This is a genomic window from Nocardioides koreensis (assembly GCF_039531775.1).
GTDB lineage: Bacteria > Actinomycetota > Actinomycetes > Propionibacteriales > Nocardioidaceae > Nocardioides > Nocardioides koreensis.
In genome coordinates this window covers 299578-323131 of sequence record NZ_BAAAQR010000003.1, presented here as the reverse complement: position 1 = coordinate 323131, position 23554 = coordinate 299578, and the positions used below count along the sequence as shown (strand labels likewise).

Sequence of the window (23554 nt, the reverse complement as noted above, 5' to 3'; positions counted from 1 at the left end):
GTTCTACCACTCAGACGACGGTTGTCCTCGGCGGCACGACCTTCTTCGACGCCTTCGCGACAACGTCCTGGTAGCGCGAGCCGGTGAGCTTGGCGAAGTGGTGCAGCGCGTGCGCGTCGATCCCGACCAGCACCCGGGCCTTGTTGCCGAGGATCCCCTTGACGATGATCTCGGCGGCCTTCTCGGGCGACATCCGGGCAAGCTTCTCGTCGAACAGCTTCGCGGTCGCGTGCTTGTCCTCCCGGTGGGAGACCCGGGCGTTGCGGGCGATCGCGGTCTTGATCCCGCCCGGGTGCACGGCGGTGACGCCCACCGGGTGCCCGGCGATCAGCATCTCCTCGCGCAGCGCCTCGGTCAGGCCGCGGACGGCGTACTTGGTCGCGTTGTAGGCGCTCTGGCCGGGCATCGAGATCAGCCCGAACAGCGAGGAGAGGTTCACGACGTGCCCGTCGCCGGAGGCGATCAGGTGCGGCAGGAACTCCTTGGTGCCGTGCACGACGCCCCAGAAGTTGACGCCGACGATCCACTCCATGTCGTCGTAGTGGAGGTCCGCGAGGTCGCCGGCGAGCGCGACGCCGGCGTTGTTGACCACCACGTTGACCCGGCCGAACTGCTCGGCCACGGCGGCGGCGTACGCCGTGAACGCGGCGCGGTCGGCCACGTCGAGGCGGTCGCTGCGCACTTCCCGCGCGCCGGCGGTCGCGGCCAGCTCCACCGTCTCGGCCAGCCCGGTCTCGTCGACGTCGGAGAGCGCGAGCAGCGCGCCACGGCGGGCCAGGTTGACGGCGAGCGCGCGGCCGATGCCGGAGCCGGCGCCGGTGATCACGACCACCTTGTCGTCGAGGGTCTTCATGCGGTCACTTCCTCAGCAGTGGCGGGTCGGGAGGGGGAGGCGGTGCGGGCCGCGGTGACGTCGTACGCCGCCACGTCGAACTCCGAGAGCAGCCCGCGGAAGGCGAACGTCGAGCGCGGCCAGAGGATGGTGTTGCGGCCGTCCTCGTCGAGGTACCAGCTCGAGCACCCTCCGGTGTTCCACACCGTGCGCCGCATCCGGCGCTGGAGGTCGGCGTTCCACTCCTCGGTCGCGGCCGGCGTGGGCTCGACGGTGGCGTAGCGGTGCAGGTCCATGGTCCGGATCGCGTCGCGGAGGTACTCCACCTGCGACTCGATGATGAACACCATGCTCGAGTGGCCCAGGCCGGTGTTCGGACCGACGAGCATGAACAGGTTCGGGAAGTCCGGGACCGTGGTGCCCTTGTAGGCGGCCATCCCGCCCTCGCGCCACTGCTCGGCCAGGGTCCGGCCGCCGCGGCCGGTGATGTGGCCGGTGATCGGCAGCTCGGTGGTGAAGAAGCCGGTGGCCACGATCAGCACGTCGACCGGCCGCTCGACGCCGTCCTCGGTCACCACGGCGTCGCCGGTGACCTTCGCGATCCGGTCGGTGACGACCTCGACGTTGTCGGAGTCCAGCGCGGGGTAGTAGGTGTTCGAGATCAGGATCCGCTTGCAGCCGATCTCGAAGATGGGGGTCAGCCGCTCGCGCAGCTCGGGGTCGGAGACGCCCTTGGCCAGGTTGGCCAGCGCCATCTTCTTCGCCGGCAGCGCCAGCTTCGGCTGGAGCGTGAAGCCGGGGACGTAGGTCTCCCGGCCCCAGTAGATCGCGGTCCGGTAGAGCCTCTGCAGCCCGGGCACGTGTCGCAGGGCGAGCCGCTCCAGGCGTCCGTACCTGCGGTCGTTGCGCGGCAGCACGTACGGCGCGGTCCGCTGGTAGACGTCGAGGTGGCCGACGACCTTCTGGATCTCCGGGACGATCTGGATCGCCGACGCGCCGGTGCCGATCACCGCGACCCGCTTGCCGGCCAGGTCGACGTCGTGGTCCCAGCGCGCGGAGTGGAACAGCTCGCCGTCGAACCCCTCGATGCCGTCGATGTCGGGCAGCCTGGGCTCGGACAGCCCGCCGGCGCCGACCACGAGCGTGGTCGAGGTGATCGTGTGCCGGCCGGTCGGGTCGGAGACCTCGGTCCGCCACAGCTGGGCGTCGTCGTCCCAGGCGGCCGACTCGAGCGTGGTGTGGAACCGGAACCGGTCCAGGGTGCCCGACTCCTCGGCGACCCGGCGGATGTAGGCCTGGATCTCCGGCTGGGGGGAGAAGGACATCGACCAGTCCGGGTTGGGCGCGAACGAGAAGGAGTAGAGCTGGCTGGGCACGTCGCACGCCGCGCCCGGGTAGGTGTTGTCGCGCCAGGTGCCGCCGACGTCGCCGCCCTTCTCGATGACCAGGAAGTCGGTCTCGCCGTCCTCCTGCAGCCTGATCGCCGCGCAGAGCCCGGCGAAGCCGGCTCCGACGACGAGGTGCTTCACGTGCCCGTTCGTGGTCATGGCCCGACGGTATTGGCGTTATTGAACAAGTGTCAATAGAATGGGGGCCGTGACCGCTGACACACCGACGGACCCGAGGGCGGGTGCCGGCCGCACCCGGCTCAGCCCCGAGCAGCGCCGCTCGCAGCTGCTCGACCTTGGCGTGCGGCTGCTCGCGACCCGGTCCCTCGACGAGCTCTCGATCGACCTGCTGGCCGAGGAGGCCGGCATCTCCCGCGGGCTCCTCTACCACTACTTCGGGAACAAGCACGCCTTCCACGAGGCCGTCGTACGCCGCGCCGCCGACGACCTGATCGCCCAGACCGCCCCGCCGGTCGACGGCGAGCCGCTGGAGCGGCTGCTGATCTCGGTGACGGCGTACCTGGACTACGTCGAGGCCAACTACGAGGGCTACCTCTCGCTGGTCAAGGGCGCGGCCGGCGGCAACGACACGCTGCGGGAGATCTACGAGGAGGCGCGCTCGGCGCTCACCGACCGGGTCTTCCGCGAGGACGCCCAGGGACAGATCATCCCGGACACCCCCGCCAGCCGGCTGGTGGTGCGCGGCTGGTCGGCCATGACCGAGGAGCTCGTGCTCACCTGGGTGCGGGAGCCGGCCGGGGTGACCCGCGAGCAGCTGCTCACGATCATGGCCGCCTCGCTGCCCGCCCTGGTCGACGCGGCGTCCGGCTGAGCCGCCGCGTCACCCCGGGGCACACTGGAGTCATGGACGACGTCGTGCTGCTGTCGGACGCCGAGTGCCGCGACCTGCTCGAGACCGACACGGTCGGCCGGGTGGCCTTCGTGACCCCAGCCGGCCCGCGGATCGTGCCGGTCAACTACGCCCTGCACGGCGAGGGGCTCGAGATGCGGACGACGGCGTACAGCGAGCTCGCCGTCTACGCCCCCGGCCACGAGATCGCCTTCGAGATCGACCAGCTCGACAGCGAGCGGCGTCGCGGCTGGAGCGTCGTGGCGCACGGCGTCTGCGAGCGCTTCGAGCAGCCGGGCTCCGGCAGCTGGCACCACGACGGACCGGGACCCGAACCCTGGGCGGGCGGGTTCCGACCGATGTGGCTGCGGCTGGAGTGGCGCGAGCTCACCGGCCGCCGGGTGGGTGGCCCGCACTGGCCGCACCCGGTGGTGAGCGGTCGCGGCCGCGGCTACTGAACCCCGGGCGAGAGGTCGTAGACCGTGACCCCGTCGACCGTCCGCGCCTCGAAGCTCGCCGCCACCCAGGCGGCGATCTCGGTCGAGGTGCTGCCGCTGGCGTTCGGACCGCCGCCCGTGCCGCCACCCGCGATGAACCAGTGGACCTCGCCGTCGGCGACGCGCCGCTGGAACTCCCCGAGCGTCGGGCTCGGGTCGCTGCCGTTGAAGCCGCCGATCGCCATCACCGGCTCCCCGGTGGCCAGCTGGTAGCCCGACGCCGCGTTCGACCCGACCGCGGCCCCCACCCAGGTGAACGAGTCCGCGTCCTCCTCCAGCAGCGCGGTCAGCCCGGTGCCGGGGGTGCTGCCGTCCAGCAGCCCGCCGGCGGGCGAACCGCCGAACCCGCCCTGCGTCGTCGGCCCGGCGGTCGGGATGGAGCCGGTGTGCGGGCTGGCGGCCGTGGCCAGGGAGTACGCCGTGGGGCCGGCCAACGCGGCCACGAGCGCGGTGGCCGCCACGGCCCGGCCGGCTCGCCGGGGCAGGTGCCGGACCCCGGCCAGCATCAGCGCCGCCGCGAAGCCGAGCGTGGCGACCGCGTACTTCAGCCACGGGTGCCAGCCGCCGGCCCGGTCGAGCAGCACGAACGCCAGCGCGGTGGTGCCCGCGGTGGCGAAGGCCAGCCCCCCGGAGGCGACCAGCGAGGCGCGGTGCCGCCACAGCGTGTGCGCGCCGATCGCGACCAGCGCCGCGACCGCCGGCGCGAGCGCGACCGTGTAGTAGGCGTGGAAGATGCCGGCCATGAAGCTGAAGGTCAGGCCGGTGACCAGCAGCCAGCCGAGCCAGATGACCAGCCCGGCCTGCACCTGCCGAGGGGCCGGGCCGCGGCCGCGCGCGAACCACAGCCCCACCACCCCCAGCACCAGCGCGGCCGGCAGCAGCCAGGCGACCTGCCCGCCGATCTCGCTGCCGAGCATCCGCAGGATCCCGGTCTCGCCCCAGCCGCCGTTGCCGCCGACCGAGCCGGTCTCGTCGCCGGTCAGGCGGCCGAAGCCGTTGTAGCCCAGGGTCAGCTCCAGGATCGAGTTGTGCTGGCTGCCTCCGATGTACGGGCGCGACGAGGCCGGCCGGAGCTCCACGATCGCGACCCACCAGCCGCCCGCCAGCACCATCGTGGCGAGCGCGACGAGCAGGTGGCCGAGCCGCCGGCGGAGCGGGACGGCGGCGAGCACGGCGTACGCGACCGCGAGCGCGGGCAGCACCAGGAAGGCCTGCAGCATCTTGGTGAGGAAGGCCAGACCGACGAGGCCGCCGGCCAGCGCCAGCCACGGAAGCGGCCGGCCGGGCTCCGCGAACCGGGTCGTCTCGATGGCGCGCTGGGTGGCGTACGCCGACCCGACCAGCAACAGCACGAGCAGCGCGTCGGGGTTGTCGAAGCGGAACATCAGCACCGCGACCGGCGTCAGCGCCAGGGTCGCACCGGCGAGCAGGCCGGCCGCCGCGGAGCCCGTCGTACGACGCACCGCCGCGTGGAGCAGCGCGACCGTGGCGACCCCCTCGAGCGCCTGTGGCACCAGCAGGCTCCACGACGACAGCCCGAAGACCCGCACCGAGAGCGCCATCGGCCACAGCGCGAGCGGGGTCTTGTCGACGGTGATCGCGTTGGCCGCGTCGGAGGAGCCGAAGAAGAACGCCTGCCACGACTCCGACCCGGCCTGGACGGCCGCGGCGTAGAAGGGGTTGGCCCACCCGGAGCTGCCCAGCCCCCACAGGTAGAGCACCGCAGTCCCGGCCAGCAGCCCGGCCGGCGCCAGCCGCTCCCGTGACCACGGGGAGGGCCGCGGGCCGGGGGAGTGCGGCGGCGTGGCCGGCACGGACGGGGGCAGGGTCTGGGTCGTCATGCGGGCGAGCCTGTCGGGCCGGTCTGGCACCCCTTTCGGACCGCGCTGTGGGGCGGCTGTGGGACTACCCGGGCAGGCTGACCGTGATCGTGGTGTCGCGCGGATGCGAGGTGAGCGAGACCCGGCCGCCGTGGGCGTGGACGATCGCCTGGACGAGGGACAGGCCGAGGCCGGCGCCGCCGACCGGCTGCTCGCCGTCGCCGGAGGCGCGGGTGCGGGCCACGTCGCCGCGGGCGAACCGTTCGAAGGCGTGCTCGACCAGGTCCGGCGGGAAGCCGGGGCCGTCGTCGTGCACCGCGAAGCTGCCGCCGTCGGGGGTACGCCGGGCCGACACCGTGACCGTGGTGCCGGCCGGGGTGTACTTCCGGGCGTTGGTGAGCAGGTTGGTGACCACCTGGTGCAGCCGGTGGGCGTCGCCGGTCACCTCGACCGCGTCGTCGGGCAGGTCCAGCCGCCACCGGTGGTCCGGGGCGACCACGCGCGCGTCGGAGACGGCCTCGAGCAGCAGCCGGGTCAGGTCGACCGGCTCCCGCTCCAGGGGACGCCCCGCGTCGAGGCGGGCGAGCAGCAGCAGGTCCTCGACCAGCGCCGTCATCCGGCCCGACTCCTCCTCCACCTTGCCCAGGGCGGTGCCGGCGTCCCCGGGACGCCGGCGGGCGAGCTCGGTGTACCCCGCGATCGTCGTCAGCGGGGTCCGCAGCTCGTGGGAGGCATCGGCCACGAACTGGCGCACCTGCTGCTCGCTGCGGTGTCGCGCCTCCAGCGAGGACTCGACGTGGACGAGCAGCGTGTTCAGCGCCGCGCCCACCTGCCCGACCTCGGTGCGCTCGTCGGTGAGGTGCTCGGGCACCCGCTCGGTCAGGTCGATCTCCCCGGACGCCAGCGGCAGCTCGGCCACGGTGTGGGCGGTCTGCGCCACCTCGCGCAGCGGCCGCAGCTGGCGGCGTACGACGACCAGCCCGGCGCCGGCGGCCGCGCCCACGCCGAGCAGGGTCAGCAGCAGCTCCCAGCCGACGAGGGAGCTGACGGTGGCGTCCACGTCCCTGGTCGGCAGGCCGGTGACCAGCCGGTCGCCGTCGGGCGTCTGCACGACGGTCACCCGGTAGGAGCCGAACCCGGGCAGGCTCACCCCGTGCACGCCCCCGTCCGTCGGCACCGCGGAGAGCTCCTGCAGCGCGGACGTCGACAGCGGGGTGCTGCCGGCGCGCTCCTCGCTGTTCACGAAGCCGCGGGCGGTGCCGCCGCCGATCGAGGCGATCAGCGTGCCCGGGCCCTGGTAGCGCGAGTCCAGCGGCGGCCGCGGCGGGCCGGCCTCGTCGTGGTCGTTGTCGTTGTCGCCGGCCCTGAGGACCGACGACCTCACGTCCCGGTCCAGGCGGTCCATCAGCGAGGAGCGCATCGCCAGCGTCGTCGCGGTCGCGATCAGCAGGCAGACGACGGCGACCAGCGCCACGGCCGTGAGCACCAGCCGGGAGGTGAGCGAGGCGAAGGGGGACCTCACGTCGCCGGCTTCAGCACGTAGCCCGCGCCGCGCATGGTGTGGATCATCGGCTCGCGGCCGGCGTCGACCTTCTTGCGCAGGTAGGAGATGTAGAGCTCGACCACGTTGGCCTGCCCGCCGAAGTCGTAGTTCCAGACCCGGTCCAGGATCTGCGCCTTCGACAGCACCCGGCGCGGGTTGCGCATCAGGAAGCGCAGCAGCTCGAACTCGGTGGCGGTCAGCGAGATCTCCTCACCGGCCCGGAACACCTCGTGGCTGTCCTCGTCGAGGCTCAGGTCGCCGACGGTCAGCACCGACGAGGTCGCGGCCTGCTGGGCGCCGGCCCGCCTCATCAGTCCGCGCAGCCGGGCCACGACCTCCTCCAGCGAGAACGGCTTGGTCACGTAGTCGTCCCCGCCCGCGGTCAGGCCCGCCACCCGGTCCTCGACCGCGTCGCGGGCGGTGAGGAACACGACCGGTACGTCGGGGTCGGTGCTGCGCATCCGGCGCAGCACCTCGAGGCCGTCGAAGTCCGGCAGCATCATGTCCAGCACCACGGCGTCCGGCCTGAAGTCCTTGGCCGCGGAGACGGCCTTCGACCCGGTGTGCGCGGTGGCCACCTCCCAGCCCTCGTAGCGCAGCGCCATCGAGATCAGCTCGGCGATGTTCACCTCGTCGTCGACGACGAGCACGCGCAGGGGGGACCCGTCGGCCCTGGTCAGCTCCATGGGTCCACTGTGCCCGCAAAGGTGCTGCCAACCGCTGTGCGTTCCCTGTGCGGATCCTGTGTCTCCGGGCCTCGGGGCACTGCTCGGCCGGCTCACGGAGCCGCCACAGGGTTCGCACAGGAGCGCGGGTGAGAGTCGCCGTCATGGACGACGAGACCTCCCAGACCCCCGTGCCCGCCACCACGACCCCCGCTCGACCCGGACTCCGGGACCGGGTGCTCGGGTGGCGCGGCGTCGCCGGGGTTGCCCTGGCCAGCGTGATCCTCGGCGGTGTCGGCGGCGCCGTCCTCGGTGCCGTCAGCGACGCGGGTGACGGCAGCGGGATGCGCGGCGGCCCCGGTGGCGGGCCCGGCAACCACGGCAACCCTCCGCTCGGGATGCCCGGGCAGCTGCCGCCCAGCACCGCGCCGCAGCAGGGAGACGGGTCCGCCGGCTCCTGACCGCGGGCAATGCGTTCGCCGGGGGCACCACCTCGCAGGCACAATGGCCGACATCATGTCCGGCCCCGCACGCGTACCCGACGAATCGGCAGACCTGACGATCGTCTACCCGCCGGAGCTGCCGGTCACCCAGCGCCGCGACGACATCGCCGCCGCGATCCGCGACCACCAGGTCGTGATCATCGCCGGCGAGACCGGGTCCGGGAAGACCACCCAGATCCCGAAGATCTGCCTCGAGCTGGGCCGGGGACGCCGCGGCGCCCAGGGCGGTGGCCTGATCGGGCACACCCAGCCGCGCCGGATCGCGGCCCGGTCGGTGGCCGAGCGGATCGCCGAGGAGCTCGGCACCGAGCTCGGCGACCTGGTGGGCTACCAGGTGCGGTTCACCGACCGCACCTCCCGGTCCAGCCGGGTCAAGCTGATGACCGACGGCATCCTGCTCGCCGAGCTCCAGCGGGACCGGATGCTGCGCAGGTACGACACGATCATCATCGACGAGGCGCACGAGCGCAGCCTGAACATCGACTTCCTGCTGGGCTACCTGCGCCGGCTGCTGCCGAAGCGACCCGACCTCAAGCTCGTCATCACCTCCGCCACCATCGACCCCGAGCGGTTCGCCCGCCACTTCGCGGACCGGCGCGGGGAGCCCGCGCCCATCATCGAGGTCTCCGGGCGCACCTACCCGGTCGAGGTCCGCTACCGGCCGCTCATGGAGCTGCCCGAGGAGGACGAGGAGGGCGAGCCGGTCGTCCGGGACCAGACCGAGGCGATCGTCGACGCGGTCAGGGAGCTCTCGGCCGAGGGCCCCGGCGACATCCTGGTGTTCCTGCCCGGCGAGCGGGAGATCCGCGACACCGCGGACGCCCTGGCCGACCTGACCACGTCCACCCGCGGCGGCGGCGTCGAGATCGTGCCGCTCTACTCACGGCTCTCGGCCGCCGAGCAGCACCGCGTCTTCCAGGGGCACACCGGGCGCCGGGTCGTGCTCGCCACGAACGTCGCCGAGACGTCGCTGACCGTGCCCGGCATCCGGTACGTCGTGGACAGCGGCGTCGCGCGGATCAGCCGCTACTCGGCGCGCACCAAGGTCCAGCGGCTGCCGATCGAGCCGATCAGCCAGGCGTCGGCCAACCAGCGGTCCGGCCGCTGCGGTCGGGTCGAGGCGGGCATCGCGATCCGGCTCTACTCGGAAGAGGACTTCGAGTCCCGCCCGGAGTTCACCGACCCCGAGATCCTGCGCACGAACCTCGCCTCGGTGATCCTGCAGATGACGTCGCTCGGGCTGGGCGACATCGGCCGGTTCCCGTTCGTGGAGCCGCCCGACAAGCGCAACGTGACCGCCGGCGTACAGCTGCTCGAGGAGCTCGGCGCGCTGGCCTCGGCGAGCCCGGCCGACGCGGGGCGCGACGGCCGGCCGCGGCTGACCCGGGTGGGCAAGCGGCTGGCGCGGCTGCCGATCGACCCGCGGCTGGCGCGGATGATCCTGGAGGCCGAGCGGCTGGGCTGCGTGCGCGAGGTGGTCGTGATCGCGGCCGCGCTGTCGCTGCAGGACCCGCGCGAGCGGCCCACCGAGATGCGGGCGCAGGCCGACCAGCTGCACGCCCGCTACAAGGCCGAGGGCAGCGACTTCCTGACCTGGCTCAACCTGTGGCGCTACGTCAAGGAGCAGCAGCGGGAGCTGTCCAGCAGCGCGTTCCGGCGGATGTGCAAGCGGGAGTTCCTCAACTACCTGCGGGTGCGCGAGTGGCAGGACTTCGAGTCCCAGCTGCGGCAGGTCTGCCGGGAGATGGACATCGACGTGGGCCACCCCGCGGCCACGACAGGCTCGACCACCGAGACCGACGCCGACGGGATCCACCAGGCGCTGCTGTCGGGACTGCTCTCGCACATCGGCCTGCTCCAGGAGCGGGAGAAGGAGCAGCGCGGGCCGCGGGAGTACCTCGGCGCCCGGGGCGCGCGGTTCGCGATCTTCCCCGGCAGCGGGCTGCACCGGAAGAACCCGCAGTTCCTGATGGCCGGCGAGCTCGTCGAGACCAGCCGGCTGTGGGCCCGGCAGAACGCCGCGATCAAGCCCGAGTGGGCCGAGCGGCTCGGCCAGCACCTGGTCAAGCGCTCCTGGAGCGAGCCGCACTGGTCGAAGAAGCGGGCCGCGGTGATGGCCTACGAGCGGGTCACGCTGTACGGCGTACCGCTGGTGGCCGACCGGCTGATCAGCTATGGGCGCGTCGATGCCGAGCTGTCCCGGGAGCTGTTCATCAGGCACGCCCTCGTCTACGGCGAGTGGCACACCCGACACCGGTTCTACGCCCAGAACCTCGCGCTGCTCGAGCAGGCCGAGGAGCTGGAGCACCGGGCCCGGCGCCGCGACATCGTCGTCGACGAGCACACCCTGTTCGACTTCTACGACGCCCGGGTGGGTGCCGAGGTCGTCAGCGGGGCGCACTTCGACCAGTGGTGGAAGCAGGCCCGCCGGAGCCAGCCGGAGCTGCTCACCTTCGACCCGGCGATGCTGACCCACGACACCGCCGAGGAGGTCCGCGCGTCGGACTACCCGGAGACCTGGGCGGGCGAGGGGCTGACCTTCCCGATCAGCTACCACTTCGAGCCGGGCGCGGCGGACGACGGCCTCACCATCGACGTGCCGGTGGCCACGCTGAACCGGGTCGCCGCCGACGACTTCTCCTGGAACGTCCCCGGCCTGCGCGAGGAGCTGGTCACCAGCCTGATCCGCAGCCTGCCGAAGAACCTGCGGGTCAACTTCGTGCCCGCCCCGAACAAGGCGCGGGAGTTCCTCGCGGCGGTGCCGCCGGGCGAGGAGCCGCTGCTGGACGCGCTGGAGCGCTACTTCCGCTCCACCACCGGGGTCGTCGTGCCCCGTGATGCCTGGGACTGGAGCAAGGTCCCCGACCACCTGCGACCGACGTACCGGGTCGTCGACGACGCCGGCCGCGAGCAGGGCCGCGGCAAGGACCTCGAGGCGCTCAAGGAGCCGCTGCGGCCGACGTTCGCCCGGGCCATCGCCGAGGTGGCCGCCGACAGCGGGATCACCCGGACCGGCGAGACGGACTGGGCCTTCGGCACCATCGAGCCCTCCTTCATCCAGAAACGGGCCGGCCACGAGGTCCGCGGCTACCCCGGCCTGGTCGACGAGGGCGGGACCGTCGGGCTCCGGGTCCTCGGCTCGGAGGTCGAACAGGAGGCCCGGCACCGGCTCGGGGTTCGGCGCCTGCTCCTGCTGACGACACCCTCCCCGGTCAAGGCGGTGCTGGACGGGCTGGACAACGCGCAGAAGCTCGGGCTGGCCGGGTCGCCCTACCCCTCGGTCGCCGAGCTGCTGGAGGACTGCCGGGCCGCGGTGCTCGGCACCCTGGTCGACTCCCGTCCGGTGGTGCGCGACGAGGCCGGGTTCGCCGCGTTGCGCGCGGCGGCGGCCCAGGAGCAGGAGGCCGCGCTGCGGGCGGTGCTCGGCGACGTGATCGGCGTGCTGGACGCCTGGCGGCAGGCGGAGAAGGCGCTCAGCGGCCGCGCCGACATGACCATGCTGCCCGCCCTGGCCGACATGAAGGCCCAGGTGGGCCGGCTGGTGCACCGCGGCTTCATCGGCGAGGCCGGCGCCACCCAGCTGCGCCGCTACCCGGCGTACCTCACCGCGCTGCGGCACCGCCGCGAGCGGCTGCCCCAGCAGGTCAACCGCGACCGCCAGCTGATGGACCAGATCGGGGACCTGCAGGACGCCTGGCTGCACCAGGTCGAGGCACTGCCCGAGGGTCGGCCGCCGGGGGCGCACCTGCGGCAGGTCCGCTGGATGCTGGAGGAGTACCGCATCTCGCTGTGGGCCCAGCACCTCGGCACGCCGTACCCCGTCAGCGACCAGCGGATCCGCAAGGCGCTCCACGCGGGGGACCGGGCCGCGTCGTAGCCTGAGCCGGTGACCAGTCGCCCCCACCATCGCCCGATGACGCCCGGGTCGAACTTCTTCGAGGCCATCACCGGCGGCGTCGACCCGGCGCTGGTCAGCGAGGCCGCGGACCGGGCCGCCTCCCTGCTGGTCCGCGGCGCGCGCGAGGCCGACGACGACGAGATCGCCGACCGGCTGCTCCACCTCGCCGACACCGAGGGGATCGAGGCGATCGCGGAGGTCTGGTCCGGCTCGCCCGCCGACTCCCTGGCCGGCTGCCTGTGGCGGCTCTACCTGCTGCGGTCGTGGGTGTACGCCGACCCGGTCGCGGTCGCGCGGGAGTTCGAGGCCGGTCGCGTCCGGGCGCAGGTCGCCCGGGTCGTCGCCGGCGTCGCCGACCCGCCGGGGCCCGACGAGCTCAAGGCGATGGTCGACCAGGTGCTGCGGGGGATCGCCGGCAGCGACTTCGCCGACGTGCTGCTGCGCGCGGCGGCATTCGCCCGGGTGGTCGCGACCGGACGGGCCACGCTGACCGGCCCCTCGGAGGCCGAGGTGCGCCGGATGCTGGTGCTGGCCGAGCAGCTCGAGGCCGCGGGCCACGCGGAGCTGCGGCACGGCCTGGCCTGAACGGCGGGTGTGCGTCGGGTCTCAGCGGAATGCCTTGAGTGCGACGCCCGGCGTCGTATGGTTGGTCCTCGGAGTACGTCGGGCCGCGGCAGCCCCGGGTCCCAAAATAAGCCGCTACGAGCGGCCACGCGCCGTGAGGCGCTCCCGGTCCGACGTACTCCTCCTCTCCCTCTAGGCTCGCGGCCATGGTGAAGCTCCGGCACCGGCTCCAGTCCCTCCTCCGCTCCCGTCCCGCCCGCAAGCGCGGCGGTGACACGTTCGGCTACTCGCCGCGCGCCGACGGGGAGCCGAACCTCGGCGAGGTGGTCTGGGGCTGGGTGCCGTACGAGGAGAACGACGGCCGCGGCAAGGACCGCCCCGTGCTGCTCGTCGGCCGGCGCCGGTCGGCCGGTGGCCCGCAGTGGCTCGGCCTGATGCTCACCAGCAAGGACCACGACCGCGACGCCGCCGACGAGGCGCGCTGGGGGCGGCAGTGGATGGACGTCGGGACCGGCGGCTGGGACCGCGAGCGCCGGCCCAGCGAGGTGCGCCTGGACCGGCTGATCGTGCTGGCGCCCGATGCGATCCGTCGCGAGGGAGCCGCGCTGGACCGCGCCACCTTCGACCGGGTGCTGAGCGCGGCCCGCGGGCTGCACTCCCTGTAGCCGCGCTGGACGAGGTGGACGAGGTGGCTCAGGTGAACGAGCGCGCGATCCGGCGTACGGCGGAGCGGGCCGGCGCCCGGTCGGCGGGGAAGTCGCCCCGCACCGCCTTGATCTCGACCACGCACAGGTAGGGGCCGTTCGCGACGATGCCGAACGCGGCGACCCGGGCCCGGCGGGCCTGCGAGGCGGCGTAGCGGACCCGGTAGTTCTCACCCGTGCCGCTGTCCACGGTCACGGTGCGCAGCGGGCCGACCTCGGTCTCGCACGCCTCGTGCCAGGACCGCAGCACCTCGTGGGCGCGCCACGCGGACTTGTCGTCGGCGAACCGCGCGACCACCTGGACCGCCGAGCCGCGGCTGTCGTCGGAGGGCGCGTAGGTGCGGCGGACCGCGCTGACGGCCCCGATGGTCTCCAGCGCGGTCTCCTGGCAGGCGCCGACGCTGACCGAGTCCTCCGGCCCGGTCGACGTGACGGTCCAGCCGCCGCCGTCGGTGCGCGCGGTCAGCGCGGGGACCCGCTCGGCCGCCAGGAGGTGGGTCTCCAGGGGTGCGCGCCGTGCGCTCGCACGTCCCGGCGCCGGGACGGGCACGCGCTGCCGGTGGCGCGGAGCGTGCGTCTTCGCCGGTGGCGCCGTCTCGGTGGCGTCGGCGCTCGGCGTGGCCGGCGAGGTCGAGGGGGTCCGGGGAGTGCTCCCGGCGTCACCGTCGTGCTGGCGCTGGTGCACGGGCGCGGAGGACAGCGGCTGGCTCGAGTGGGAGGAGCCGCACCCGCTCACGACGAGGGCAAGCGCCACCAGGGACAGCAGGGGAAGGCGGGGCACGTGTCGCATCGTAGGGAGCCGCGGGCCCCGGACGGTGGTACGACATGCGGCCGGCTGTTACTCGCCGGTCGGTAGGGTGGGGCCGCCAGCGGCGCCCTGTCGGCGATGCGCCGGGCGCGACACGTGGCAGGCGGGGAGAGTAGAGGTGCAGGTGAGGGTGCGTCGTGGGCCAGCGGTGGGGGCCGAGCGTCGGCGGCACGGCGTACGCCGGGTGGCCGCGACCGCGACAGCCGCCGCGCTGGTGCTGGCGCTCGCGGGCTGCGACAGCGGCGGCGCGGAGCCCGGACCGATCCTGCGCAGCGGCTCCGCCAGTCCCGAGCCGCGCACCGCGCTGACCTTCGGTGTCTTCGGGCCGGAGGAGGAGGTCTCCGCCTTCCAGGGCGTGGTCGACAACTTCAACGCGAGCGCGGAGGACAGCGAGGTCCGGCTCCGCTCGTGGGACGACCACGACGCCATGATGGCGGACCTGCGGGGCCAGGACGGCTCGGCCGCCAAGCTGCCCGACGTGTTCATGGTCTCGCGTGCGGACCTGGCCTGGCTCCAGGAGAAGCAGCTCAACCAGCCGGTCGACGAGCTGCTCGACGAGCGGGGTGTGGACTTCGGTGACGGCTACTCCCGCGACGCGCTCGAGGCCTTCAGCTCCGACAACCGGCTCCAGTGCATGCCCTACGCGATCTCGCCGATGGTCATCTACCTCAACAAGAAGCTCGTCGACTTTACGCGGATGCAGAAGCGCGAGATCTCCGCTCCGGACCCCGAGAGCGACAACCCGCACTGGAACTTCGACCAGTTCACCGCCGCCGCGCAGTTCGCCACCCGGCCCCGCAAGGGCACCCGGGGCGTCTACATCGACCCGACCCTGACCGGTCTGGCGCCGTTCATCTACTCCGGGGGCGGGCAGGTCTTCGACGACGAGGAGGACCCCACGTCGCTGGCCTTCTCCTCCGAGGAGACGCGCAGTGCCCTCGAGCGCACCCTGCAGCTGCTGCGCGACCCGCACGTGACCCCGACCCAGCAGCAGCTGGCGAAGGCGTCGGCGCTGACGTGGTTCGAGCGCGGCCGGCTCGGCATGATCGCGGGCTTCCGCTCCCTGGTGCCCGAGCTGCGCCAGGTGCAGGGCCTGGACTTCGACGTGATGCCGATGCCGTCCCTCGACGGCGGCGCCACCGTCGGGGACATCACCGGCCTGTGCCTCTCGGCCGACGCCGCCAGCAGCTCGGCGGCCGCCGACTTCCTGGTCCACGCCCTCTCCACCGAGGCGGTGAGCCGGGTGGTGCGGTCGGGCTACCTGGTGCCGGCCAACCTCGAGGTCGCCGCGTCCGACGACTTCCGGCAGCCGGGACGGCTGCCCAACCACTCGGCGGTCTTCAGCACCAGCGTGCGGACGCTGCGGGTGCCGCCGCTCATCGACACGATGCCCGAGCTCGAGAAGGCCGTCTCCGGCAGCCTGGACGACCTGCTGAACGTGCCGGTCCTCGACCTCGAGGCGGTCACCGACAAGATCGACGAGGAGTCGCAGCCGGTGCTGGACCCCGAGGGCGCCACCGAGGACGCCCAGTAGGTCGACCCGCCGGGGTGCTCAGTCCTCCGGGGACGCGGCCGGGGGCAGGTCTGCTGCCGAGACGTCCGCCTGGAGGGTCGCCGTGGTCAGGATCGGCGCGGTGAGCCCGATCTGCCAGCTGCGGGCGCCGTACGCCGCCAGCTGGGCGGCGATCTCGTCGAGCAGCTGACCGGGCTCACGGGTCCGCGGCGGGGTCCACAGGGTGCGGCGCAGGTAGTCGGGGGTGAGCAGGTTCTCCACGGGCACCCCGTGCTGCTCGGCGAGCCGGGCCATCTCCTCGCGCGCCAGCGACAGCCGCTTGGCCGCGACCGGGTCCTTCTCGGCCCAGGCGCGGGGGAGCGGGGGTCCGTCACCGCGGGGGGAGCGGGTGGGCAGCTCCTCCTCGGTCATCTCCTGCGCCTCGCGGAGCGCGGCGAGCCAGCGGCCGGCGTACCGCTCGGCGCCACGGCCGTGGAAGCCGCGCGCCTTGAGCAGCGCGTTCCGGTCGGCGGGCATGGCCTGCGCGGCCGCCACGATCGCCGCGTCGGGGATGATCCGGCCCGGCGTCACGTCGCGCTGCTCGGCGATCTGGTCGCGGGTCTCCCACAGGGCGCGCACCGCCCCCAGCCCGCGGCGGCCCCGGACCCGGTGCAGGCCGGAGGTGCGCCGCCAGGCGTCGACCCGGGCGGGCTGCTCGAAGGTGCGCAGGTAGTCGAACTCCTGGCGCGCCCAGTCGTCCTTTCCGGCCGCGACCAGCTCCTCGGCGAGGGCGTCGCGCAGCTCCACGAGCACCTCGACGTCGAGGGCGGCGTACTCCAGCCACGGCTCCGGGAGCGGGCGCGTGGACCAGTCCACGGCGGAGTGCTCCTTGGCGAGGCGGTAGCCGAGCAGGGTCTCGACCAGGGTGGCGAGGCCGACGCGGGGGTAGCCCAGCAGGCGTCCGGCCAGCTCGGTGTCGAACAGCGAGGTGGGGCGCAGGCCCAGCTCGGTGAGGCAGGGCAGGTCCTGGGTGGCGGCGTGCAGGATCCACTCGGTGCCCTCGAGGGCCTCCTGCAGCGGGGTCAGCGACTCGAAGGCGATGGGGTCGACCAGCGCGGTGCTGGCGCCCTCGCGCCGCAGCTGGATCAGGTAGGCCCGGGAGGAGTAGCGGTAGCCGGACGCGCGCTCGGCGTCGATCGCCACCGGACCGGAGCCGGCGACGAGCGCGGCGCAGACCTCCCGCAGCGCGGCCTCGGTCTCCACCACCGGGGGGAGGCCGTCGCGCAGGGTCAGCAGCGGCTTCTTCGCCTCGGCCGGGGCCTCCTCCGGCTCCGTGGCCGGAAGCTGTCGCGGGTCGTCGTGCGGCTCGGCTGCGGAGGCGTCGGCAAGTGGGGCCATGGAGGTCAGTGTCCCGGACCTCGCTGGCCGCGGCGACTCGGCATCACCGTGACGCCCTCGGGGACCGGCGGCAGGCCGACCGCGGTGCACAGCAGCTCACCCCACGCCTCGACGTGCGGGCCGAGGTCCAGGGGGGCGCCGGGTGCGGCCGACGGGGCCGGCTGCGGGGTCCACGAGGCGCGGATCTCGATCTGGGCGGTGCCGCCGTCCTCGGACATGCCGCCGAAGCTCTCGGTGGCGACCCGGGTGACGGTGCCGGACGCGGCGGCGTACACCGCGCCGTGGGCCTCGAGGGCCTCGGTGAGCCAGGACCAGCCCACCGCGGCGAGCATCGGGTCGGTGATGAGCTCGAGGTCGATCTCGGCCCGGGAGTAGGCCACGACGCGGTAGGTGCCCTCCCAGGCGTCGTTGCCGGCGGGGTCGTGGAGCAGGATGATCCGGCCGGTGCCGACGTCGATGTCGTCGACGGTGACGTCCGCCGACAGCGCGGCGGCGTAGGGCGCGATCCGCTGCGGTGCCGGCATCTCCTCGCAGAAGACCTCCGGGCGCAGTCGCGCGGCATGCATGCTGCTCACCGCGGCCCGGAACTCGGGGGGAACAGCGCCCGCACCCGTGCCCGGGTGCGTCTCCTGACGGACGACCATGGGTTCACAGTAGGTCGGGGAGCGAGTCTCGATGTGCGAACACGCCGGGTGACCTGCGAGGCTTCGTCTCGTGAGCAGCCGTGCAGACCTCTCCGAGAGCGCCTTTCTCAAGGCCGCGCGCGGCGAGCCCGTGCCGCACACGCCGGTCTGGTACATGCGCCAGGCGGGGCGCTCGCTGCCGGAGTACCTCCGCGTCCGCGAGGGCGTCGGGATGCTCGAGTCGTGCATGGACCCGGAGCTGGTCGTGGAGATCACGATGCAGCCGGTGCGCCGGTACGGCGTGGATGCCGCGATCTTCTTCTCCGACATCGTGCTGCCGCTCAAGGCGGTCGGTGTCGACCTCGACATCAAGCCGGGCGTCGGGCCCGTGGTGGCCGAGCCGGTCCGCACCCTCGCCGACGTCGAGGCGATCCCGGACCTCACGCCCGAGCACGTCCCGTTCATCACCGAGGCGGTCCGCGGTCTGGTGGGCGAGCTGGGGGGCACCCCGCTGATCGGGTTCGCGGGCGCCCCGTTCACCGTCGCGTCGTACCTCGTCGAGGGTGGTCCCTCCAAGGAGCACGCGAAGACCAAGGCGATGATGTTCGGCGCCCCGGACGTGTGGGACGCGCTGATGCGCAAGATCGCCGGCATTGCCGCGGCGTACCTCGAGGTGCAGGTCGCGGCCGGCGCCAGCGCGGTGCAGCTCTTCGACTCCTGGGCCGGCGCGCTGACCCCGGCTGACTACCGCGCCCAGGTGATGCCGCACTCGGCCGCCGTCCTGGAGCGGGCGGGCGCGCTGGGTGTGCCGCGGATCCACTTCGGCGTCGGCACCTCCAACCTGCTCACGCTGATGGGCGAGGCCGGGGCCGACGTGGTCGGGGTCGACTGGCGGATGCCGCTGGCCGACGCGGTCCCGCTGGTCGGCGACCGCGGCGTGCAGGGCAACCTCGACCCGACCCTCGTGTTCGCCCCGACCGACGTGATGACGTCGCGCGCCGCCGAGGTGATCGAGGCCGGCCGGGCCGCGAAGGGTCACATCTTCAACCTCGGGCACGGGGTCATCCCGTCCACCGACCCCGACCAGCTCAAGCGGCTGACGGAGTTCGTGCAGGGCTACTCGCTCGAGGGCTAGACCTGCTTGCGGGTGACCTTCTCGGCCACGGACTTCTTGGCGGCGGACTTCCTGGCACTGGACTTCTTGGCCGGGCGCGAGGACCGCAGCCTGACCTTGACCGGGCCCTGGGGCTGCTGGTCGACGTCGACGTAGTTCTGGGCGCGCGCGAGCTCGACCAGCTTCGGGTAGCCGTAGTTGCGCGGGTCGAACGACGGGTTGTTGGTGCTGATGTGGCTGCCGACCGCCGACAGCGCCGCCCAGCCGTCGTCCTGCGAGGTGGAGTTGATCGCCGCCACCAGGATCGTGCGCAGGTCGGGCAGCGGGACGATCGCCTCGTCGTCGGCCGTCTCGGCCGTTCCTGCGGACCTGCTCTCGTCGCCGAGCACCTCGAGGTAGATGAACCGGTCGCAGGCCGCGACCAGCGAGGCTGGGGTACGCCGCCGGCCGAGGCCGATGACCGTCTTGCCGGACTCGCGGAGCCGGGTCGCGAGCCGGGTGAAGTCGCTGTCGCTGGAGACGATCGCGAAGCCGTCGAGGTTGCCGGAGTAGAGCAGGTCCATCGCGTCGATGATCAGCGCGGAGTCGGTGGAGTTCTTCCCGGACGTGTAGGAGAACTGCTGGATCGGCTGCACGGCGTGGCGGTGCAGCTCCTCCTTCCACGGTGCCAGCTGCGGGGTCGTCCAGTCCCCGTAGGCCCGCTTGACCGTCGGCACGCCGTACTTGGCCAGCTCCTCGAGCAGCGCGCTCATGTGGGTGGCCGAGGTGTTGTCGGCGTCGATGAGGACGGCGAGTCGTGTGTTGGCTGGCACGCCGACAGCGTCGCACCTCCGGCGGGGGTACGCAGCCTTTCCCGGCTCGACGCCGGCTCACTGCCGACTGGCAGGCGGCCTTGCTGGCGCAGCGTTCCCACCAGAGGCGAGCCTGTGCGGCTCAGCAGGAGTCATGTCAGGCAGCCGACGTGCGGGCTCCTTCACTCGGCCGCCCTCGACCCTTCCTCGCTGAGGCCAAGGAGCGCGAGAGCCTGTCCGGCCTGGAACGCGAGGACCGCCCACCTCACGGTGGACCCGTTGTGCAGGCGGAGTCTGTAGATGCGTGTCCGGGGCTCGAAGACCAGCCTGCCGGCGGGCGGCTGAAACCTTCCGTCGTGCGAGAACGGGTCCGTGGGACCCTGCTCCGGCGGTCCCTCGATGCGACTGACCCGGAGTTCCGCGCCTTGGACGCGGAGCCGCTTCTCGGACACCTCGGCCACACCATCGACGGTCCGGCCGGCCAGAGCGCCCTCGTCCGCGTCGAACAGGACACACCTGACCTTCCCCTGCTTGACGAGCCGCTCGGCACGTCGCCGCTGCCACGGGCGGCCGATGAGGCGGGCGTACAGCGACGCCATGACTTCAACCAACACGTCAAGCACGTCCAGGAGTATCCCGGAGCTGCACCAGGCCGGTGGACCGGGCGCTTCGCCGTCCTCAGCCGTCCTCAGCCGGCCGGAGTCGACGGTGTGGGGGGCCGGTGCCGCCGGCGCGCGACCCGCAGGGCCGGCCAGGCCAGCGCAGCCAGCACGAGCAGCGCGACCGCGAACGGCAGCACCGCGCCGAGCGCCGTGGCCAGCCCGACCGCGACCGCGGTCAGCCCGTGCCAGCCGGCGGACAGTCCGGCGAGGAACCCGGTGTGGTCCTCGTGCTTCTTCGCCGCCGCGTGGTGCGCCCTGTCGATCTCCACGGCGATCGTGGCCAGCGAGGTCTGGTCGGCGAGGTAGGCCGACTGCTGCTCGAGGGAGTCCAGCGCGGCCTGGCGCTGCGCCAGCTCGTTCTCGATGAGGACGATGTCGCGGAGGTCCTGCGCGCGGCCCAACAGCGTCTCGACCCGGTGCACGCTGCGACGCTGGGCGCGCAGCCGGACGCGGGTGTCGATGACCCTGGTCGTCACGTCCTTGGTGTCCGAGCTGGCGTAGGCGAGCTCGGCGACCCCGCGCAACGCGTCCATCGCGTCGACGAAGTCCGAGGACGGCACGCGCACGACGAGGTTCGCACTCACGACGCGACCGTCGTCGTCGGTGTCGGTCTGGTCGGCGGCGACCTCGCCGTCGTACCGGTCGACCAGCCGGCGTACGTCGGTCCGCGCGTCGGCGACGTCGGGCGCGCGCAGGATGACGTTGCCGTGCGAGATCTCCGCACGGTGCTGGACCTGGCTGCCGCCGCCGCGCGCGTTCGAGGCGATCGCGTCCACCTTCGTGTCGGCCGGGGCGGGGGCGTCGGCGCCGATGGCCGCGCGGTCCGCGGAGGCGGACCCGGCCGAGGTCTCGGACGAGCCGGCGTCCGAGCAGCCGGTGAGCAGGGTTCCCGCGAGGAGGCAGATGGTCGCGACGACGGCGACCGGTGCCCGGCGGACGAGCGACGAGTGGGTCATGTGGTCTGGGACGTAGGCGCCGCGGCGGCGGTTCCCGACGCGACCGGTCGGACCCCGCCTCGACGCCGGGCCCTACTCTTGGCCGGGTGAGCCCGGAGAGTCGCCGCGTGGTCGTCGTCGGTGGCGGCATCGCCGGTCTGACCGCCGCGCGCGACCTCGCGGCCGCGGGGCACGACGTACTGCTCCTGGAGGCCTCGCCGCAGGTCGGCGGCAAGCTGCGCCGCCACCCGGTCGCCGGCGTCGTCGTCGACGTGGGGGCGGAGGCGATGCTGAACCGGCGTCCCGAGGGCGTCGACCTGGCCGTCGCGGCCGGCCTGGAGATCGAGCACCCCGCGGTGGTCTCGTCGCGGATCTGGACACGCGGCGCGCTGCGGCCGCTGCCGCGGTCGCTGATGGGCGTGCCGCTCGACCTCGACCAGCTGGCCGCTTCCGGTGTGCTCTCGGCCGCCGGCCTCGCGCGGGCCCGGCGGGAGCCGGAGCTTCCGCCCGAGGTGATCGAGGGCGACGTGTCGGTGGGCGACCTGGTTGCGCGACGGTTCGGCGACGAGGTCACCGACGTCCTGGTCGAGCCGCTGCTCGGCGGGGTGTACGCCGGCCGGGCGCGGGAGATCTCCGCGCGCGCGGCCGTGCCGCAGCTGGTCGCGTACGCCGAGCGCGGCTCCCTGCTCGAGCAGGCCTCGGCGATCCCGCCGAGCTACGACCTGCCCGTCTTCGCCGGCATCCCCGGGGGCATGGGCCGGCTCCCCGAGGCCCTGGCCGCGGGCTCCTTCGAGGTACGGACCGGGGCGACGGTGCGCGCGCTGCGGCGCGTCCCCGGTGACGCCGGAGAACCGGCGCGCTTCGTGCTCGTCGTCGGCCCGACCAACGCCGAGGAGCTGGTCGAGGCCGAGGCCGTCGTGCTGGCCACGCCGGCCGCGCCGACCGCACGGCTGCTCACGGACCTGGCTCCCGGTGCGGCCGGTGAGCTCGCTGCCGTCGAGTCCGCGTCGGTGGCGGTGGTGACGCTGGCGTTCCGGGCCGCCGACGTGATCTCGACAGGCTCGATCAGCGGAGCCAGCTCGCTCAGCGAGGAGGCACCCAGCTCGGGGTTCCTGGTGCCGCCGACCGAGGGACGCCGGATCAAGGCCTCGACGTTCTCCTTCGCCAAGTGGGGCTGGGTCCGCGCGGCGGGCCGGGGCGCGCTGGACGGCGAGGACGTGGTCCACCTGCGCACCTCGCTGGGCCGGCACCGCGAGGAGGTGGCGCTGCAGGCGTCCGACGACGAGCTGGTCGCCTCGTCGCTGGCCGACCTGGCCGAGGCGATCGGGCTGACCGCCCGGCCGGTCGACATCCACGTGCAGCGGTGGGGCGGCGGGCTGCCGCAGTACGCCCTGGGCCACCTCGACCGGGTCGCCCGGATCCGCGCGGACGTCGCCCGGGTCCCCGGGCTCGCCGTCTGCGGCGCGGCGTACGACGGGGTCGGGATCCCCGCCGTGATCGCCTCGGCCCACCGCGCCGCACTCGAGGTCGAGTCGGCGCAGTTCTCCCGCTGAGCGACCGATTCGGCGTGCAACTGCGCCGACTCGGCGGTGTCACGGCGTGCAACTGCGCCGCCTCGGCAAGCTTGCCGCGTTGTCCCTGTCACCCGGGACAACCGGCCCGGCACGGTCAGGTCATCGACAACCGCACCACCTGAAGGGAAACCCGATGACCACCCACGTCACCACCCACAACCCGGCCCGCTCCGACGTGCTCGACACCCCGAGCCCCGAGATCCGGACCCGCCCGCGGAAGCAGGTCTCCCGCACCTGGGCACTCGCCGGCATCGGCTCCGCGCTGCTGGGGGCCGGCACCATCGTCACCACGTCGATGGTCGACACGGTCTACACCCCCGAGTTCGAGGGCACCACGACCGGGATCTCCGCCGACCTGCAGGACAAGGCGCCGCTGATGTTCGCCTTCCACTCGATCGCCATGACCGGTGCGATCCTGATGATCGTGTTCGCCGCCGGCCTGTTCCGCCGGCTGCGCACCGCGATGCCGGACAGCATCGCGCCGACCGTCGCCTTCGCCGGGCTCGCCGGCACCGCGGTCGTGTCGGTGCTCGGAGCCGGGCTCGACACCGAGTACATGATGGCGTTCGCGCAGGGCGGCGACATCGTCGACGACGCCAACGCGGCGATGTACAACCACTGGATCGGCACCATCCCGTGGCTCTGGGTGCTCGCCGGCCTCGCCGGGCTCGCCCTGTTCTCCGCCGCCCGCCAGGGCGTCGTTCCCCGCTGGATCGGCCGGGTCGGGCTGGTCCTCGGTGGCCTCACCGTCGTGCTGGGCATCTCGCCGCTGGAGTACATGTCCGGCGTGACCGGAGTGCTCTGGCTGCTGGTCACCGCCCTCGGGTTCACCCTGGGCGACAAGCGGTACCGCACCGCGGCCCGCTGACCGGCTGCGCAGCGGCAGCCATCGG

Annotated in this window: 21 protein-coding genes; 10 read left to right on the top strand and 11 right to left on the bottom strand. The window is 73.4% G+C overall.

Annotated elements, in window-relative coordinates:
- Positions 1-10: 10 nt before the first annotated feature.
- Both ABD268_RS07795 and ABD268_RS07790 read right to left on the bottom strand, forming a co-directional pair.
- Positions 11-853: an SDR family NAD(P)-dependent oxidoreductase gene (locus tag ABD268_RS07795; RefSeq protein ID WP_344149776.1), complete on the bottom strand. Its 843-nt coding sequence runs from the start codon at positions 851-853 to the stop codon at positions 11-13.
- On the bottom strand, positions 850-2379 hold the full coding sequence (locus ABD268_RS07790; protein WP_344149774.1) for a flavin-containing monooxygenase: 1530 nt from the start codon (positions 2377-2379) through the stop codon (positions 850-852). The genes ABD268_RS07795 and ABD268_RS07790 overlap by 4 nt, the downstream gene beginning before the upstream one ends.
- Positions 2380-2419: 40 nt before the next feature.
- Between ABD268_RS07790 and ABD268_RS07785 the strand changes: the two genes are divergently transcribed.
- Together ABD268_RS07785 and ABD268_RS07780 are read left to right on the top strand one after the other, a co-directional pair.
- Positions 2420-3052 carry a TetR/AcrR family transcriptional regulator gene (locus ABD268_RS07785; protein ID WP_425573692.1) on the top strand — a complete coding sequence of 211 codons (633 nt, stop codon included), beginning with the start codon at positions 2420-2422 and terminating at the stop codon, positions 3050-3052.
- A gap of 32 nt (positions 3053-3084) precedes the next feature.
- The gene (locus ABD268_RS07780; RefSeq protein WP_344149770.1) at positions 3085-3528 is read left to right on the top strand and encodes a pyridoxamine 5'-phosphate oxidase family protein; all 444 of its coding nucleotides are present in this window, start codon (positions 3085-3087) and stop codon (positions 3526-3528) included.
- On the opposite strand, the gene ABD268_RS07775 is transcribed toward ABD268_RS07780, so the two are convergent.
- From ABD268_RS07775 to ABD268_RS07765, 3 genes are all read right to left on the bottom strand, one after another.
- Positions 3522-5408 carry a mannosyltransferase YkcB-related protein gene (locus ABD268_RS07775; RefSeq protein WP_344149768.1) on the bottom strand — a complete coding sequence of 629 codons (1887 nt, stop codon included), beginning with the start codon at positions 5406-5408 and terminating at the stop codon, positions 3522-3524. The genes ABD268_RS07780 and ABD268_RS07775 overlap by 7 nt on opposite strands.
- 64 nt (positions 5409-5472) lie before the next feature.
- Positions 5473-6909 carry a sensor histidine kinase gene (locus ABD268_RS07770; protein ID WP_344149766.1) on the bottom strand — a complete coding sequence of 479 codons (1437 nt, stop codon included), beginning with the start codon at positions 6907-6909 and terminating at the stop codon, positions 5473-5475.
- Positions 6906-7616 (bottom strand): response regulator transcription factor, encoded by a 711-nt coding sequence (locus ABD268_RS07765; RefSeq protein ID WP_344149764.1) that lies wholly within the window; start codon positions 7614-7616, stop codon positions 6906-6908. The genes ABD268_RS07770 and ABD268_RS07765 overlap by 4 nt, the downstream gene beginning before the upstream one ends.
- Before the next feature lie 143 nt (positions 7617-7759).
- On the opposite strand from ABD268_RS07765, the gene ABD268_RS07760 reads away from it, so the two are divergent.
- The 4 genes from ABD268_RS07760 (at position 7760) to ABD268_RS07745 (ending at position 13225) form a co-directional block, all read left to right on the top strand.
- Positions 7760-8056 carry a hypothetical protein gene (locus tag ABD268_RS07760; RefSeq protein ID WP_344149762.1) on the top strand — a complete coding sequence of 99 codons (297 nt, stop codon included), beginning with the start codon at positions 7760-7762 and terminating at the stop codon, positions 8054-8056.
- Between the two features lie 55 nt (positions 8057-8111).
- Positions 8112-11975 carry an ATP-dependent RNA helicase HrpA gene (gene hrpA / locus ABD268_RS07755; RefSeq protein WP_344149760.1) on the top strand — a complete coding sequence of 1288 codons (3864 nt, stop codon included), beginning with the start codon at positions 8112-8114 and terminating at the stop codon, positions 11973-11975.
- A 9-nt stretch (positions 11976-11984) separates the two neighbouring features.
- On the top strand, positions 11985-12581 hold the full coding sequence (locus ABD268_RS07750; RefSeq protein ID WP_344149758.1) for a hypothetical protein: 597 nt from the start codon (positions 11985-11987) through the stop codon (positions 12579-12581).
- A gap of 185 nt (positions 12582-12766) precedes the next feature.
- The gene (locus ABD268_RS07745; RefSeq protein WP_344149756.1) at positions 12767-13225 is read left to right on the top strand and encodes a type II toxin-antitoxin system PemK/MazF family toxin; all 459 of its coding nucleotides are present in this window, start codon (positions 12767-12769) and stop codon (positions 13223-13225) included.
- Positions 13226-13253: 28 nt separating this feature from the next.
- Here the strand turns inward: ABD268_RS07745 and ABD268_RS07740 are convergent, their stop codons facing one another.
- Positions 13254-14045: a hypothetical protein gene (locus tag ABD268_RS07740; RefSeq protein WP_344149754.1), complete on the bottom strand. Its 792-nt coding sequence runs from the start codon at positions 14043-14045 to the stop codon at positions 13254-13256.
- 151 nt (positions 14046-14196) lie between these two features.
- On the opposite strand from ABD268_RS07740, the gene ABD268_RS07735 reads away from it, so the two are divergent.
- Positions 14197-15606: an ABC transporter substrate-binding protein gene (locus tag ABD268_RS07735; RefSeq protein WP_344149752.1), complete on the top strand. Its 1410-nt coding sequence runs from the start codon at positions 14197-14199 to the stop codon at positions 15604-15606.
- 18 nt (positions 15607-15624) lie between these two features.
- Here ABD268_RS07735 and ABD268_RS07730 read toward each other — a convergent pair whose 3' ends face one another.
- Positions 15625-16962, bottom strand: a complete 1338-nt coding sequence (locus tag ABD268_RS07730) for a ribonuclease D (RefSeq protein ID WP_344149750.1) — start codon at positions 16960-16962, stop codon at positions 15625-15627.
- Positions 16963-16967: 5 nt separating this feature from the next.
- Positions 16968-17606, bottom strand: a complete 639-nt coding sequence (locus tag ABD268_RS07725) for a DUF3000 domain-containing protein (protein WP_344149748.1) — start codon at positions 17604-17606, stop codon at positions 16968-16970.
- 70 nt (positions 17607-17676) lie between these two features.
- Between ABD268_RS07725 and hemE the strand changes: the two genes are divergently transcribed.
- Positions 17677-18720 (top strand): uroporphyrinogen decarboxylase, encoded by a 1044-nt coding sequence (hemE, locus tag ABD268_RS07720; RefSeq protein ID WP_344149746.1) that lies wholly within the window; start codon positions 17677-17679, stop codon positions 18718-18720.
- Here the strand turns inward: hemE and ABD268_RS07715 are convergent.
- The 3 genes from ABD268_RS07715 to ABD268_RS07705 form a co-directional block, all read right to left on the bottom strand.
- Positions 18717-19511, bottom strand: coding sequence for an NYN domain-containing protein (locus ABD268_RS07715; RefSeq protein WP_344149744.1), 795 nt, complete (start codon positions 19509-19511; stop codon positions 18717-18719). The genes hemE and ABD268_RS07715 overlap by 4 nt on opposite strands.
- Before the next feature lie 161 nt (positions 19512-19672).
- Positions 19673-20113, bottom strand: a complete 441-nt coding sequence (locus tag ABD268_RS07710) for a cupredoxin domain-containing protein (RefSeq protein WP_344149742.1) — start codon at positions 20111-20113, stop codon at positions 19673-19675.
- Between the two features lie 65 nt (positions 20114-20178).
- Positions 20179-21108 carry a DUF4349 domain-containing protein gene (locus ABD268_RS07705; protein ID WP_344149740.1) on the bottom strand — a complete coding sequence of 310 codons (930 nt, stop codon included), beginning with the start codon at positions 21106-21108 and terminating at the stop codon, positions 20179-20181.
- Positions 21109-21194: 86 nt separating this feature from the next.
- Between ABD268_RS07705 and hemG the strand changes: the two genes are divergently transcribed.
- Both hemG and ABD268_RS07695 read left to right on the top strand, forming a co-directional pair.
- Positions 21195-22640: a protoporphyrinogen oxidase gene (gene hemG, locus ABD268_RS07700; RefSeq protein WP_344149738.1), complete on the top strand. Its 1446-nt coding sequence runs from the start codon at positions 21195-21197 to the stop codon at positions 22638-22640.
- Between the two features lie 154 nt (positions 22641-22794).
- Entirely contained in the window at positions 22795-23529 is a 735-nt protein-coding gene (locus ABD268_RS07695; protein WP_344149736.1) for a hypothetical protein, read from the top strand.
- Positions 23530-23554: the final 25 nt, after the last annotated feature.